The sequence below is a fragment of the Asanoa ferruginea genome, from assembly GCF_003387075.1.
Lineage (GTDB): Bacteria > Actinomycetota > Actinomycetes > Mycobacteriales > Micromonosporaceae > Asanoa > Asanoa ferruginea.
Map to the genome: position 1 here is coordinate 1,046,387 of NZ_QUMQ01000001.1, position 14,347 is coordinate 1,060,733.

Here is a 14,347-nt window from a genome sequence, read left to right on the forward strand (position 1 = left end):
TCCGGGCAGCGCCGGACCGCCCGCGCGGCCAGAGCTTGGCCGCGCGGCCAGAGCCGGACCGCCCGGTCAGATGCCGGGCGGGCCGGCACCGGCCGCAATTCGCTCGAGCGGCTAGTGCAGGCCGTAGGCCGTGGTGCGTTCGCGTGCCGGCCGGCCGGCCGCCGTGGCGATGGCCTTGAGCTGCTCGACCGTGCGGGCCGAGCCGTTGGCGGAGCCGGCCATCCGGGAGATGGTCTCCTCCATCAGGGTGCCGCCGAGGTCGTTGCAGCCGCCGTTGAGCATCGCGACCGTGCCCTCGTCGCCGAGTTTGACCCAGGAGCACTGGATGTTGTCGATGCGGCCGTGCAGGAGCAGGCGGGCCATCGCGTGGACGACCCGGTTTTCCCGCCAGGTCGGGCCCGGCCGGGCGATGCCGGCCAGGTAGATCGGCGCGTTGGTGTGCACGAACGGCAGGGCCACGAACTCGGTGAAGCCGCCCGTGCGGTCCTGCACCGACGCCAGGACGCGGAAGTGGCCGAGCCACTGGCGGGGGTGGTCGACATGGCCGTACATCATCGTGGAACTTGATCGGATGCCCAGCTCATGGGCGGTCGAGACGACCTCGACCCAGGTGGCGGCCGGCAGTTTGCCCTTGGTCAGCACCCATCGGACGTCGTCGTCGAGGATCTCCGCGGCGGTGCCCGGGATGGTGTCGAGGCCGGCGTCGCGGAGGCTCTCCAGCCAGTCGCGGACCGACATGCCGCCCTTCGCCGCGCCGGTCACGATCTCCATCGGGGAGAACGCGTGGACGTGCATGCCGGGCACCCGCTGCTTGATCGCGCGGACCATTTCGGCGTAGGCCGTGACCGGCAGTTTCGGGTCGATTCCGCCCTGCATGCAGACCTCGGTGGCGCCGGCGGCCCAGGCCTCCTCGGCGCGGTCGGCGACCTGCTCGACGGACAGGCGGTAGGCGTCGGCGTCGCGCTCACGCTGTGCGAAGGCGCAGAACCGGCAGCCGACGTAGCAGACGTTGGAGAAGTTGATGTTGCGGTTGACCACGTAGGTCACGTCGTCGCCCACCGTGTCGCGGCGGACGTCGTCGGCGATCCGGCACAGCTCGTCGAGCGCGGTGCCGTCGGCGTTGAACAGCGCCATCGTCGCCGCCTCGTGTCGCTCTTCGAGCAGCGCCGCGGGGTCGGCCGCGGCGAGCCGCAGGCCGGCCAACACGTCGGACGGGGCGCGCTCGACGCTCCCGGCCGTGCCCAGCTGGACCGCCTCGGGTGAGATGCGGCCGGCGATCTCGGACCAGTCGCCGTAGACCGAGTCGAAGTCGCCACGCCGGTCGCCCGTGCGGCCGGTGGTGTCGATCGTGGCGTGCAGGTCGGTGCGGCCGCCGGGGACGAACGCCTCGTCGGGCTCCTGCCAGGCGCGGCCGACCGGCAGCGCACCCTCGACGGCCAGACCCGTGTCGGGGTCGGCGAGTGCTCCGACGTGCGCGGACAGCCGCGGGTCGAGCCACGGGTCGCCGCGCCGGACGTATTCCGGATAGATGGTCAGTCGCTCCCGCAGGGTGAAACCGGACGCGGCCGAGCGGGCGGCGAGCTCGTCGATCATCGGCCAGGGCCGCTCGGGGTTGACGTGGTCGGGGGTGACCGGCGAGACGCCGCCCCAGTCGTCGATGCCGGCGCGCAGCAACAGGTCGTATTCGCCCTCGATCAGGTTGGGCGGCGCCTGGATGCGGGCGCCCGGACCGAGGATGATCCGGCCGACGGCCATCGTCGCGGCGAGGTCGAGCAGCTCCGCGTCGGGCATGCCGCGCATGGCCGTGTCGGGCTTGGCGCGGAAGTTCTGGATGATCGTTTCCTGGATGTGGCCGTATTCGCGGGCCGTTCGGCGGATCGCGAACAGCGCGTCGGCCCGCTCGACCAGGTTTTCACCGATGCCGATCAGGATGCCGGTGGTGAACGGCACGCCGACCCGGCCGGCGTCTTCGAGCACCCGGAGCCGGACCGCGGGCTCCTTGTCGGGCGAGCCGAAATGCGGCCCGGTCTTGTCGGACCACAGGCGCGTGGCGGTGGTCTCCAGCATCATGCCCATGCTCGGCGCGACCGGCTTGAGCCGCTGCAACTCGGCCCAGCTCAGCACTCCCGGGTTGAGGTGCGGCAGCAGGCCGGTCTCTTCGAGCACGGCGATCGCGCTGGCCCGCACGTAGTCGAGCGTCGAGTCATAGCCGCGCGCGTCGAGCCATTCCCGCGCCGCCGGCCAGCGCTCCTCGGGCCGGTCGCCGAGCGTGAACAGCGCCTCCTTGCAGCCCTGCGCGGCACCCTCGCGGGCGATGGCGACGACCTCGTCGCGATCGAGGAACGCTGCCGGCAGCCGGTGGGGCACGGTGGCGAAGGTGCAGTAATGACAGCGGTCACGGCAGAGGCGGGTCAACGGAATGAAGACCTTGCGGGAGTACGTCACGACGCCCGGCCGGCCCGCCTCCCGCAGGCCCGCGTCGCGGATGCCGCCGGCGATGCGGAGCAGGTCGTCGAGTGGCTCGCCGCGCGCGGCCATCAGGTCGGCCGCCTCGCCCGGATCGAGCGCCTTGCCGTCGGCGGCACGGGCCAGCGCCCGCCGAATGCTCGCGGCAGTGGGCGGCGGAGGCGAGGTCGGGATCAGATCAGCCACCGTTGAAGCGTAGGCCGTGGCACCGACAGCTTTCCGTGGTGACTGTCACTTGGATCGCGTCGATAAATCTTGGCCCGCCGTGAACCGGCCGACGGCGCCGATCCGATGAAGAGGTATGAGCGGAACGCAGCCGGCGCCTCAGCCGACAGTCACCACGACATATGGAGCATTGCCGTCCTCCGCGACCTCCATCGTGGAGCCAAGTCCTTCGGCGGCAAGCGCCGCACGCAGCCGGTGCACGTCGGAGCCCAGGGAGACGAGGGCGGCCGGTCCGCCCGGTGTTGCCGCCGGGCGACAGCAGACGCGATAGCCGTTGGCCGCGACGCCACCGGCTGCGGCCTGCGCGGCGGTGCCGCCCGTGGCGGCCGAGGCAGTCGCGCCCGCGGGCGCGGCGGTCGTCAGGGCTTGCGCGGCCTCGCCTGGCTCCTCGGTGTCGTCGACGTCGGGCCGTGCGCGTGCGGCGACGACCTCGAAGGTCGTCGCGGCGGTGCCGGCGATCGTGGCCAGTGCGCGGTGGACAGACCTGGCCAGGTCCGTCTCCTCGAGCTGGGCGAATGGCGCTTGGCCGTTGTCCGCGAGCCGAGCCGCTGCGCGGAGGCCCTCGGCGCGGGCCTCGGCTGTGCCGAGGGAGAAGAGGTCCTGGTCGGCGCCGCGGACCAGGACGGCGGCGCCGTCACCGTCGGCGATCGGTAGGGGCGCGTCGAGATAGCCGCGGACGACCGCTACCGGCACCTGGGCGCACTTGCCCTTGACCAGCTCGCCGGCCGCGGCCAGTTCGTCGATCACGGCCATCTGGGTGATGGAGAGCTCGTTGCCATACGGGTCGACCTCGCCGCGGTGGTCGCGGATCGCCGGAACGCCGGCGGAACCGAGGGCGACGTCGGTCAGGCCGTTGCGCCATGGGCGGCCCATCGTGTCGGAGATCACTACGGCGACGTCGAGCCCGTGCCGTTCGCGCAGCGTCGCGCGGAGGGCGCGGGCGGAGGCGTCCGGATCCTTGGGGAGGAGCACAAGATGGGCGCGATCGACGTTGGACGCGTCGATGCCGGCCGACGCCATCACGAAGCCGTGGTGGGTCTGCACGATCCGGGTCTGGCCGCGGCGGGCTACCGGGCGGGCGGTCTCCGCGCGGAGCACCTCTTCGCGGGCCACGGTGCGCTCGTCGCCGTCGACCGGGACGTCGACCAGGCTGCCTTCCGCCTTTGACACGATCTTGCTGGTGACGACCAGCACGTCACCCGCGCGCAGCCACGGGGCGGCGGCGGTGATCGCCTCCGCCAGGTCGTCGCCGGGTCGCACGTCGCCGATGCCCTCGACCGGCAACACCTCGAGCCGCATACCCACTCCCCCGCCAGCCGCTGCCGCGTTCGCCGCCGTCATATCAGTTTCGGCAGTCATACCAGGTCGACGGCGGCGCGGACCATCTCCGCCGTTGTCTGTTCGTTGGTCATCCAGAGTGGAACCGCCTTGACCGTCACGCCGGGCACCTCGGCGCCCGCGTCGGTGGTGTCGACCAGCCAGCCGTCGAGGATGCCATTGGCGCCTCGGGCGCCGTAGATGTCGCCGACCGCAGCGGCGGTGCAGGGGACGCCCAGCACGGCGAGGCACTTGTCGGCCATGCCGCGTACCGGGCTGCCGCCGATGATCGGTGACACGCCGATCACGGGTGCGGTGCCCCCGGCCAGGGCGTCGCGCAGGCCGGGCACGCCGAGGATCGGGCCGATGCTGACCACCGGGTTGCTCGGCGCGACCAGCACGACGTCGGCGGTGGCGAGGGCTTCCAGCACGCCGGCGGCCGGCTTGGCGGTCTCGGCGCCGACGAAGACGAAGCGGCGGGTTGGCACGTCGCCGCGGTGGCGTACCCACCATTCCTGGAAGTGGATCGCTTTTTTCGCCGTCGAGATCGACCACGACGTGGGTTTCGACCCGGTCGTCGGTGGCTGGCAGCAAACGCACACCGGGTTGCCAGCGTTGGCACAGCGCTTCGGTCACGGCCGAGAGGGGATAGCCGGCATTGAGCATCTGACTGCGCACCAGATGGGTGGCGATGTCCTTGTCGCCCAGACCGAACCAGGTCGGCTCGGCGGCGTAGGCGGCGAGTTCAGCCTTCACCGCCCAGGTCTCACCGACCCGGCCCCAACCGCGTTCTGGGTCTGCGGCGCCACTCAGGGTATACATGACGCTGTCGAGGTCCGGACAAATCCGCAGGCCGTGCATGGTCACGTCATCGCCGACGTTGACCACAGCGGTCACCTCGGCGCCGATGTCGCGGGCATAGGCCCGGACGCCGGTTAAAAACCGCGCCCCGCCGATACCTCCAGCCAAAACGACGATGTGCATATCGCAATCCTTACCTACACTGCCGGCTTTGCGGCGCTCGGGCGACTACGCTCACGAAAGCCATCTTCCGTCATCGCCCCAGGGGGAGCCGTGACCACCCAACCCGAGGCCGGGCCAAACGAACAGACCTCGGCCAATCAGATCACCAAGCCTTGGCGCGAGCTGATCGCGCTGGTCCTGGTCGGCGCCAACGCCGTCCTGCTCTTCGTGGGCCTGATAGACCTGCTAGTGCCCTATTCAGCGAATGTCGGGTTCTCCAGCCGGGCCGGCGGAAGCTTCTTCGACTTCGTGGGCATCGAGGCGATCGTTCTGCCGCTGCTCGCTGTGCTCTTGGCCACACACCTCAAGCCTGCGGTGCCGCGGGCGAAGCTGGTGACCCAGGTCGCGCTCGCCGAATACGCCGTCTCCGCGGTCTTCGGCGTGATCGCGCTGCTGGCGTGGCTGTTCGGCTCGCTGGTCGACGGCGAGGTCCGCGCCGCCTTCACGGGGCTGCTGGTCCGCATCGCCTACGCGGGCATCTTCGCTGCCGCCAGCTTCCTGATCTACAAGATCTGGCGGACGCTCTACTACGTGCCGCGGCCGAAGGCGCAGCCCGGCATGTATGGCACTCCGGGCGCTCCCGGCGGCTACCCGCCGGCCGGTCCCGGCCCGATGGGCCAGGGACAGCAGGGCCCGGGTCAGCCTGGGTACGGCGCACCGACCGCTTACGGCCAGCCCGGCTACCCGCCGCCGCCGGCCTACCCGGGTTCGACTCAGTCCGCTCCGCCGACCTTTGGCGGTCCGGCCAGCCAGACCTCGCCGGGTGCCACCGGCGCACCGGGTCAGCCTGGCGCCTACCCGCCGCCCGGCGGCTCGACCCCGACGGCATCCGGGCCGGCAGCATCGACACCCCCGGCCCCGACAGCGTCGACACCCCCGGCTCCGGCCGCACCGGCGCCCACGGCCGAGCCGGCCACCTGGCCGCCGGTCCCAGGCCCTGGCGCGTCCGAGCCGGCCGCGGCGCAGGCCACTCAGACGATCACCGCTCCGGCTACGGGCGCTCCGGCTCCCGCACGGCCGATCCCCGACCCGCCGACGGCGCCGATCCCGACGGCCGACGGCGAGCGCACCCAGGTGATCAACCCGGCCAGCCAGCAGCCGAGTGCCGGCTCAGCCCCGCCGCCAGCCTCGGCTGACAACGAGCCCACCCGGCCCGACATGCACTGACACCAGCGGGATCGCACGGCGTCCATCCCCACCGAAGGTAGAGGTGGCACCGCAGAGACCGCCAAGTCGGCGATGACCGGCGAAGCCGCAAAACTGATCGGGGGCAGCAGTCCTGGCGCAAGCCGGACCGCTGCCCCCGACCTCGTTTTGGATACGCCGCAGAACCGATCAACGTGCGGCGGCGCACGACCGTTACACCGAACCGCAGAAATGATCGAGGGCAGGCGCCGTAGCGCAAGCCGCATCGCTGCCTCCGGGCCACCTTTCAAACACGGCAGCGCGCAAACCGACCGAAACACCCAGGCCTCGGAGATGATCGAGGGCAGCCGCAGTGGTCCAAGCCGCACCGCTGCCGCCAGGCCACCTTTCAAACACGGCAGCGCGCAAACCGACCGAAACACCCAGGCCTCGGAGATGATCGAGGGCAGCCGCCGTGGCCCAAGCCGCGCCGCTGAAGCCAGGCCACCTTTCAAACACGGCAGCGCGCAAACCCGACTGAGACACCGAGCCCCAGAAATGATCGAGGGCGGCGGCCCTGGTGCGTGCAAGCCGCAGCGCTGCCCCAAGGCCAGCCCTCCAGCACAGCGGCGCGTAAACCCGACCGCCGCCGCGAGCCGCACAAACCGATCGGGGGCAGCAGTCCTGGCGTAAAGCCGGACCGCTGCCCCCGATCAGTTTGGACACGGCAGGTGGGCAACGGGACCGGCACCACCCGCCGTGCCCCCACGTCGCGGCGGGTGGTGCCGGAAAGCGACCGCCTGGGGAGAGGCAATCGCGCAAGAACGTCCGGCCGCCACCTCCACGACGCGTGGTCGCGGGCCCTCGTTGATGGCTGGCCGGACGGCAATGCCGCCCAACGGGATGTGGGCGCTAACACGAGCATGGCCAAGCCGCACGTCGAGCGCGAGGAGTTTCAGGCTGGGCTGAAACATGGAGGTCAGCCGGTAGGCTGAGGGCCCCCGACCGCCAGCTGCTACCCACGGAGTCCTCGAGACCGTGCTGCGGATCTTCTTCTCCCGTGATGATGTCGCGCGCACGCGGGTCGCGTCGGGGGCCGATCCGGTGTGGGAAACGGTTCTCAGCCTGCAATTCATCCAGGCCCGAAGGCGTGACCGCGATCCGATGCTGGGCGGTTGGCGGCGCGACGTGGCGAGCGAGCTGCGCGACCGGGAGCGGGCCGAATACCTTCGGACGCTCTTCGCGCTCAACCCGCCTAAGGGCTATTTCCCCGACTTCCTCACGCCGTTCGCCAGCCGGGCGGGGCTTGGCGCCGGCCTCGACGCCATTCGGTCGACGCCGGCCAGCCATCTGCGGCGCGACCTGACGCTGCTCTCGGCCGGCAACCGGCTGCCGGCCAGTGTCTCGGGGCTGGCCCGGGGAGAGACCGCCGCGCTGCGTCATCTCACCGACTCGATGGAGACCTACCGCTCGCTGGCGATCGCTCCCTATTGGAGCCGGATCGAGAGTGCGGTCGAAGCCGACCGTGGCCTGCGGGCCCGGGCCATGCTCGCCGACGGCGCCGACGGGTTGCTGGCCAGTTTGCGGCCGGCCATGCGGTGGGACGGGCGCGTGCTGGAGGTACGCCACTACCCGGTCAGCCGGGAACTGCACCTCGACGGGCGCGGGCTGCTGCTGGTGCCGGCGTTCTTCTGTGCGCGTACCCCGGTGACGCTCGTCGATCCGGATCTTCCTCCGGTTCTGGTCTATCCCGTCGAGCGGCTCGGTGGGCTCGACCAGCCGCCCGAACCCGGCCGCCAGCGGGCGCTAGCCGCACTGCTCGGCCGCACCCGGGCCCGCGTGCTGGAAGTGGTCGGCGACGGCTGCTCGACCAGCGAGATCGCCCGCCGGCTCGACATCTCCCTCGCCGCCGCCAGCCAGCACACCGCCGTGCTCCGCGACGCCAACCTGCTGGCCAGCCGCCGCGACGGCAACACCATGCTGCACACCCTCACGCCGCTAGGCCGGGCAATGCTCGAATAGCTAGTCGTGCCACAGGGCGATGCGGTGGTCCTCGTCAGTCACGTAGGTGCGTTCGCCATCCACCACCGCGAGGCCCTCGACGTTGTGGAACGGCGCCAGGTCGTCGACGACCTCGCCGGCGACCGCCGCATCGGGGCCCAGCGTGAAGCGCACGTGGGTGCAGGTGACCTCGCCGCCGGTCGGGTGGTCGTCGAGCAGCACCGAGCCCTTGCCTAGCGCGTCGATGGACCCCACGACCGCCTCGAAACCGGACGGGGTTGCGGTCAGCGCGCGGAAGCCAGTGAGCGAGCCGGGCGGGGTGACGCCGGTCAGGGCGTACGCGCGGACGACCGACGGCCAGGTTCGCGGGTCGGCGTCGAACATGCCCTCGACGCCCTCGATCTCGACCATGATCGGCTCGCCGGCCGTGGTCACCGGGAAGCGCAGGCCGAGCAGCAGCGTCCCAGCGGGCGTGAATGCCGCGGCCTCGACGTTGAGCGGCAGGTCACCGGCTAGGAGACGGGAAACCCAGCCCTTCGCCTTCTCCGTGCCGCGGGTCTGGGTTTCCAGGATGAAGCGCTGGTGCACCCGCTCGCCCGGCGGCAGCGGGTCGATGTCGGCCGCCGCCAGCGCGTCGTTGATCGCCCGGTGCAGCCGGAACTGGTTGCGCACCACGTTGAGCTTGACCACGCCGTGGGCGGCGTCGGCCTCGCGGAATCGGGCGAAGAACGCGCGCTTGGGGCGCAGCGGGCCCCCTTTGGAGCCGAAGTGGGAGCCGATCACGTAGACCCAGCCGTCGCGGTGTGCGAGCGCCTCGCCGTCTTCGGTCCGGCCGGCCTCGTGGCCGGCGTCGAAGCCCTGGTGGTGCGCCGCCCAACTGCCGTCGTTCAACTGCACGAGCAGCGCCACGCAGGCCTCGACCGGGCCCTCGTCGAGCACCGTCCACAACCCACGCCGGGCGCCGTGCGCCGCCAGCAGGTCGGGCGAGAGGACGGGCAGCAGGTCGCTCGCCTCGTTGCCGGCGACGGTCAGCTCCACATGGCGCAGCGGTGCGGTCATGCGATCAGCCTAGGGACAACGCTCCAGTCAGCAGAAGCCTTCGTCGCCACGGGCCTTGAGGTCGTCTACCAGCGCTTTGACCTCTTGGGAGCGTTCGCGGGAGCAGACCAGCACCACGTCGGGCGTGTCGACGATCACCAGGTCGCTGACGCCGAGCGCGGCCACCAGGCGGCCCGAGTTGGGCACGACGACCAGGCGGTCGGTGTCGCGGAGCAGCACGCCGGGCTTCTCGCCGGGGTGGTCGTCGTTGCCGCCGAGCACCACGTTGCCGCGCGCGTCGCCGGGCAGCACCTCGCCCAGGGTCTGGAAGTCGCCGACGTCGGTCCAGCCGAAGTCGCCAGGGACGGTGCCGACCCGGCCGGCCGCGGCCGCGCCTTCCATCACCGCGTAGTCGACCGAGATCTTGGTCAGCGTCGGCCAGGTGACCGTCAGGACCTCGTCGCGGGACGGAGAATCCCACGCGGCGGCGACCCGGCACAGGCCCTCGTGCAATGCGGGCTGCTGACGCGAGAGCTCGGCGAGGAACGCGTCGACCCGCCAGACGAACATGCCGGCGTTCCACAGGTAGTCGCCGGACTCCACATACTGCTTGGCCAACTCGTAGGCCGGCTTCTCGGCGAACGCCTCGACCATCCGCACCGGGCCGGGACCAACCGAGTCGCCGCAGCGGAGGTAGCCGTAGCCGGTCTCCGGCCGGGTCGGCGTGATCGCGATGGTCATCAGGAGCCCCTGCGACGCACCGGCAACCGCTGAGCGCACCACGTCGACGAAGCGCGCCGGGTTGGTGATCAGGTGATCGGCCGCGAAGGCGCCCATGATCGCTGTCGGGTCGTGCCGGGCGATCAGGGCCGCCGCCAAGCCGATCGCCGCGCACGAGTCGCGGGCCGAGGGCTCGACCAGGATGTTTTCCTCGGGCAGCGCGGTCAGTTGCCGGGCCACGGCGGCCGCGTGGGCGGCGCCGGTCACCACCATCGTGTGCTCGGGGCCGGCCAGTGGCGCGACCCGCTCGACCGTCGCCTGGAGCAGCGACAACGGGCTGCCGGACAGCGGATGGAGGAACTTCGGCTGGTGGAGCCGGGACAACGGCCACAGTCGGGTGCCGCTGCCGCCGGCCAGGATGACGGCGCGCATCGCGACATCATGCCGGACGTCGGGTGAGGCCTCGGTCATGCCCGGGCCCGCTGCCAGGCCGCGATGTGCACCTCGGCACTCGACTCCCAGGTGAACTCCTTCGCCCGGTCGAAGCCGGCCTTGGCCAACGCCTCGCGGCGGGGCTCGTCATCGAGGAGTGCGGCGAGGTCGATCGCGATCTGGTCGGGGTCTTCGCTGGTGTAGGCGACCGCGTCGCCACCCACCTCGGGCAGCGACAGCCGCGGCGTGGTGAGCACCGGCACCGCGCACGCCATCGCCTCGAGGATCGGCAGGCCGAAGCCCTCGCCGAAGGACGGGTAGGCGGCCACCAGCGCGCCGCCGAGGAAGCCGGGCAGGTCGGCGTAGCGCAGGTAGCCCGGGCGCAGCAGGCGCAGGTGGCCCGGCACGTCGGCGACCGCGCGGTCGATGTCGTCGTCGTGGCCCTGGCCGCCGGCGATCACCAGCGCGGGCGGGTTGGGCCGGTCGTGCACCGCCTTGACCCAGCCGCGGATCAGGCTCGGCACATTTTTGCGCGGCTCCTTGGCGCCGAGGAAGGCGATGTAGTTGGTGCCGGCGAGGCCCAGCCGGGCTGCCACCCGGGCCTTCTCGTCGGGCGTCGGCGGGTGGAACGCGATCGGGTCGACGCCGTGGTAGGCCACGTCGACGCGGGTCGGGTCGGCGTCGAGCAGGCGGATCAGCTCGTCGCGGGTGGCCTTGCTCGGCACGATCACCCGGTGGGCGCGGCGCAGCGAGGTCTTGATCGCACTGCGGAAGAACGTGCGGCGCGACTTGTCGTAGTGCTCGGGCTCGGTGAAGAACGTGGCGTCGTGGACGGTCACCGTCACCGGGCAGCCGGCCCGCAGCGGGCAGGTGTAGAACGGCGAGTGCAGCACGTCGGCGCCGACCTGCTGGGCCAGCAGCGGCAGGCCGGTCTGCTCCCAGGCGAGGCGGGCGGGCCGGTGCGCGACGGCGGCCGGCGCGGCGACCACCTCGGCCGCCGGCAGCATCCGGGTGTAACGCTCCGCATCCGTCCGTAGGCCCACGACGGCCAGCTCCACCTCGGTGCCGATGACCTTGCCGAGCGCTCCTAGCAGTCCGTCGACGTAGCGGCCTACTCCGCCGCGGTCGGCGGGCACGCTGGTGGCGTCGACGAGTACGCGGGGCGGACCGGAAGTCACGGTGCGGGCTCCTCAAGGGTGCGGTGTGTGCCAGGCCACTATGGCGCAAGCCTACGCTGGGCCTGCGACGGCCCGGAGCCGGTGACACCGTCACGACACGGCAAACGATCGATGGCTAGTGGGTAAGGTGCGAACAATGCCAGAGGAAAATGCGGTGCCCAGCGGGGGCGAGATCGCCAGGATGTTCGCCGCCGCTGTCCGGCGAGATCCGACAAGACCGCTTTTGACCTGGTACGACGACGCGTCCGGTGACCGCACCGAGCTGTCCGGCACCACGCTGAACAACTGGGTCGAAAAGACCGCCAACCTGCTGGTCGACGGCTCCGGACTGGGCGAGGGCGACCGGGCCGGGGTGCTACTCCCGCCACATTGGCAGAGCGCCGCCGTGCTGCTCGGCTGCTGGGCGGCCGGCGTCGAGGTGGCCACCTCGCCGGAGCCGGTCGACGTGCTGTTCGCCGCGACGGGCCGGGTCGCCGAGGCGGAAGGCTGGCCGGCCGGCGACCGCTACGCGCTGGGGCTGGCCCCGCTCGCCCTGCCGCTGCGTAACGTGCCGCCCGGTTGGCAGGACTACGTGATCGCGGTCCGCGCGTTCGGCGACGTCTTCGGCGGGTATCCAAGAGGTGCCGCCAACGAGACCGTCGAAGACCCTTTTGACCTCAAGCCCGGCGACCGGGTGCTGATCGACACCGCCACCCGGCCCGACCCGCGCGAGTGGCTGCTCGCCCCGCTGGCCGCCGGCGCCAGCATCGTGCTGTGCGGCAACCTCGACCGGGCGAAGCTGCCCGGCCGGATCGAGAGCGAGCAGGTCACCCGCGACCTCAGCTGACACCCTCGCGGGCCAGCTTCTCGAACGCGGCCAGCGTTTCCGGGTTGGCTAGCGCGCCCCTGGCGGCGGCGTCGTCGACGGCTGAACCGGTCAGGATCTTCTTGACCGGCACCTCGAGCTTCTTGCCGCTGAGCGTGCGCGGCACGCCCGGGACGCGGTAGACGGAGTCGGGCACGTGCCGCGGCGACAGGGCGGTGCGCAGCTCCTTGGCGATCTTGGCCGTCAGGTCGCCGTCGAGATCGCGCCCGTCGGTGGTGACCACGAAGAGCAGCAGCTCACCGGCGCCGCCTTCAGAATCTTCGAGGTGGACGACCAGCGAGTCGGCGATCTCCGGCAGCGACTCGACAACCGAATAGAATTCGGACGTTCCCAGGCGTACGCCACCGCGGTTGAGCGTCGCGTCGGAGCGCCCGGTGATCACGCAGCCGCCGTGGCCGTTGATGGTGATCCAGTCGCCGTGTCGCCAGACGCCCGGGTAAACGTCGAAGTAGGCCTCGCGATAGCGGCTGCCGTCGGGGTCGTTCCAGAAGCTGACCGGCATGCTCGGCATCGGCTCGGTGATCACCAACTCGCCGAGTTGGTTGACCACCGGGATTCCTTCGGGACCGAAGGATTCGACCGCCGCGCCGAGCGCCCGGCAGGCGATCTCACCGGAGCGCACCGGGAGCAGCGGAACGCCGCCCACGAAGCCGGTGCAGACGTCGGTGCCACCGGACAGTGACTGGAGTTGCAGGGTGTCGCTGACGGCCGCGTACACCCAGGCGAAGCCCTCTGGTGGCAGTGGCGCACCGGTCGAGCCGAGCCCGCGCAGGGCGCTCAGGTCGTGGTCGGCGCGGGGCAGCAGGCCGCCGTTGCGACAAGCCAGCAGGAACGGCGCAGAAGTGCCGAAATACGTCATTCGGGTGTCTTCCGCGAGCGCCCACAGCGTGTCGAGGCTCGGTGCCGCCGGGTTGCCGTCGAACAGCACGATCGTCGCGCCCACCGCCGGGCCCGAGACGAGGAAGTTCCACATCATCCAGCCGGTCGTGGTGAACCAGAAGAACCGGTCGGCCGGGCCGAGGTCGTGGTGCAGCGCCAGCATCTTGAGGTGCTCGAGCAGGATGCCGCCGTGCCCGTGCACGATCGGCTTGGGCAGGCCGGTGGTGCCCGACGAGTAGAGCACGTAGAGCGGGTGGTCGAACGGCAGCGCCGCGAAGGTCAGCGGCTCGTCGGTGGGCGCGGTGAGGTCGGCCCAGCCCGACTCGCTGCCCGGCTCCAGATAGTCGATCAGCACCAGGTGCTCGACCGACGGCAGCGCGTCGCGGATCGCCTTGACCTCGGCGCGGCGGTCGACCGGCTTGTCGCCGTAGCGATAACCGTCGACCGCGACCAGGACCTTGGGCTCGATCTGCTGCCAGCGGTCGCACACGCTGCGAGTGCCGAACTCCGGCGCGCACGACGAGAACACGGCACCCAGGCTGGCGGTGGCCAGCATCAGCACGTAGGTCTCGGGGATGTTCGGCGCGTATGCCGCGACCCGGTCACCCTGCCCGACACCGAGCCGGCGCAGTCCCGCGGCGCAGCGGCGTACAGCGTCACGAAGTTGATCTTTGGTCAGGGTCTGTGGCGCACGCGTCTGGCCGTGCGCGATCACCGCGGGGTCGTCGCCGGCCCGGCCGGGCATCCGCAGCACGTTCTCGGCGTAGTTGAGCGTGGCGCCGGGGAACCAGCGGGTGCCGGGCATCTTACGTTCGGTGAGCGTGGCGGTCGGCGGGGTGTGGCTGACCACCTCGAAGTAGTCCCAGATCGAACCCCAGAAAGCGGGCAGATCCCGGACCGACCACTGCCGGAGCGCCTCGTAGTCGGCGAAGGTCAGCCCGCGCTCGCGTTCGAGCCAGCGCAGGTAGTGACCGATCCGGCTGGTCTCGCGTACGTCGGACGGCGGCGTCCACAAAACCTCGTTGCTCATCCCGCCATCCTCCCCCATCCGGGGCGGCGGGCATGTGGGTGCCGCGCA

The 14,347-nt window shown here is 71.4% G+C and carries 9 protein-coding genes and 1 pseudogene; 3 read left to right on the forward strand and 7 right to left on the reverse strand.

All coding sequences use genetic code 11. The annotated features are described in order from the left end of the window. Window positions 1-111: 111 nt before the first annotated feature. The 3 genes and pseudogenes from DFJ67_RS05145 to cofD form a co-directional block, all read right to left on the reverse strand. Window positions 112-2,643, reverse strand: coding sequence for a bifunctional FO biosynthesis protein CofGH (locus tag DFJ67_RS05145; RefSeq protein ID WP_116075637.1), 2,532 nt, complete (start codon window positions 2,641-2,643; stop codon window positions 112-114). Between the two features lie 147 nt (window positions 2,644-2,790). Beyond that, entirely contained in the window at window positions 2,791-3,990 is a 1,200-nt protein-coding gene (locus DFJ67_RS05150) for a coenzyme F420-0:L-glutamate ligase (protein ID WP_116066834.1), read from the reverse strand. A gap of 56 nt (window positions 3,991-4,046) precedes the next feature. Beyond that, window positions 4,047-4,992, reverse strand: a pseudogene (cofD, locus tag DFJ67_RS05155) (2-phospho-L-lactate transferase). A 90-nt stretch (window positions 4,993-5,082) separates the two neighbouring features. Here cofD and DFJ67_RS05160 point away from each other — a divergent pair. Both DFJ67_RS05160 and DFJ67_RS05165 read left to right on the forward strand, forming a co-directional pair. Further along, complete coding sequence (locus tag DFJ67_RS05160) at window positions 5,083-6,198, forward strand: hypothetical protein (protein WP_116066835.1); 1,116 nt, start codon at window positions 5,083-5,085, stop codon at window positions 6,196-6,198. Between the two features lie 996 nt (window positions 6,199-7,194). Continuing rightward, on the forward strand, window positions 7,195-8,178 hold the full coding sequence (locus tag DFJ67_RS05165; RefSeq protein ID WP_116066836.1) for an ArsR/SmtB family transcription factor: 984 nt from the start codon (window positions 7,195-7,197) through the stop codon (window positions 8,176-8,178). Here the strand turns inward: DFJ67_RS05165 and DFJ67_RS05170 are convergent, their stop codons facing one another. Genes DFJ67_RS05170 through DFJ67_RS05180 form a run of 3 tightly spaced genes read right to left on the reverse strand, consistent with a single transcriptional unit; the run spans window position 8,179 to window position 11,525 of the window. Next, entirely contained in the window at window positions 8,179-9,216 is a 1,038-nt protein-coding gene (locus DFJ67_RS05170) for a hypothetical protein (RefSeq protein ID WP_116066837.1), read from the reverse strand. 27 nt (window positions 9,217-9,243) lie between these two features. Beyond that, window positions 9,244-10,347, reverse strand: coding sequence for a mannose-1-phosphate guanylyltransferase (locus DFJ67_RS05175; RefSeq protein WP_116075639.1), 1,104 nt, complete (start codon window positions 10,345-10,347; stop codon window positions 9,244-9,246). A gap of 35 nt (window positions 10,348-10,382) precedes the next feature. Next, window positions 10,383-11,525, reverse strand: a complete 1,143-nt coding sequence (locus DFJ67_RS05180) for a glycosyltransferase family 4 protein (protein ID WP_116066838.1) — start codon at window positions 11,523-11,525, stop codon at window positions 10,383-10,385. A 136-nt stretch (window positions 11,526-11,661) separates the two neighbouring features. Here DFJ67_RS05180 and DFJ67_RS05185 point away from each other — a divergent pair, with 136 nt between their 5' ends. Next, the gene (locus tag DFJ67_RS05185) at window positions 11,662-12,351 is read left to right on the forward strand and encodes a TIGR03089 family protein (RefSeq protein WP_116066839.1); all 690 of its coding nucleotides are present in this window, start codon (window positions 11,662-11,664) and stop codon (window positions 12,349-12,351) included. Here the strand turns inward: DFJ67_RS05185 and DFJ67_RS05190 are convergent. Continuing rightward, window positions 12,344-14,299, reverse strand: a complete 1,956-nt coding sequence (locus tag DFJ67_RS05190; protein WP_116066840.1) for an acetoacetate--CoA ligase — start codon at window positions 14,297-14,299, stop codon at window positions 12,344-12,346. The two genes, DFJ67_RS05185 and DFJ67_RS05190, sit on opposite strands and share 8 nt — an antisense overlap. Window positions 14,300-14,347 lie beyond the last annotated feature (48 nt).

Excerpts from the sequence above, each read along its gene's own strand:
- DFJ67_RS05185 (WP_116066839.1), top strand. The coding sequence starts at position 11,662 with ATGCCAGAGGAAAATGCGGTGCCCAGCGGGGGCGAGATCGCCAGGATG.
- DFJ67_RS05175 (WP_116075639.1), bottom strand. The coding sequence starts at position 10,347 with ATGCGCGCCGTCATCCTGGCCGGCGGCAGCGGCACCCGACTGTGGCCG.
- DFJ67_RS05170 (WP_116066837.1), bottom strand. The coding sequence starts at position 9,216 with ATGACCGCACCGCTGCGCCATGTGGAGCTGACCGTCGCCGGCAACGAG.
- DFJ67_RS05190 (WP_116066840.1), bottom strand. The coding sequence starts at position 14,299 with ATGAGCAACGAGGTTTTGTGGACGCCGCCGTCCGACGTACGCGAGACC.
- DFJ67_RS05150 (WP_116066834.1), bottom strand. The coding sequence starts at position 3,990 with ATGCGGCTCGAGGTGTTGCCGGTCGAGGGCATCGGCGACGTGCGACCC.